The sequence below is a fragment of the Streptomyces wedmorensis genome, from assembly GCF_000716445.1.
GTDB lineage: Bacteria > Actinomycetota > Actinomycetes > Streptomycetales > Streptomycetaceae > Streptomyces > Streptomyces wedmorensis.
Genome location: NZ_JNWK01000220.1, coordinates 1 through 237, shown reverse-complemented (window position 1 = coordinate 237; position 237 = coordinate 1). Strand labels below are relative to the sequence as shown.

At 67.1% G+C, this 237-nt stretch carries 1 pseudogene; it reads right to left on the bottom strand.

What is annotated here, in order from left to right:
- A pseudogene (locus OO54_RS41180) lies at nt 1-237 on the bottom strand (sugar ABC transporter substrate-binding protein); the annotation flags it as partial.

Here is a 237-nt window from a genome sequence, read left to right as displayed (position 1 = left end):
AGGCCGTCGGTGAGCTTGGTGGGGGTGACGTAGGCCTTGCCGACGGTGTCGTTGAAGATGGAGTTGGCGTAGACCTGGTAGGGGAGGTAGGTCCAGTCGGGGGCGACGTTGCGGGCGGATTCGGCGAGGATCTGGTTGGCCTGCTGGCCGCCGAAGTAGGGGAACTTGGTGTCGAGGAAGGCCTTGGATTCGAGGTCGGCGCGGGTGGCGGGGAAGGCGCCCTGGGTGACGCGGGTG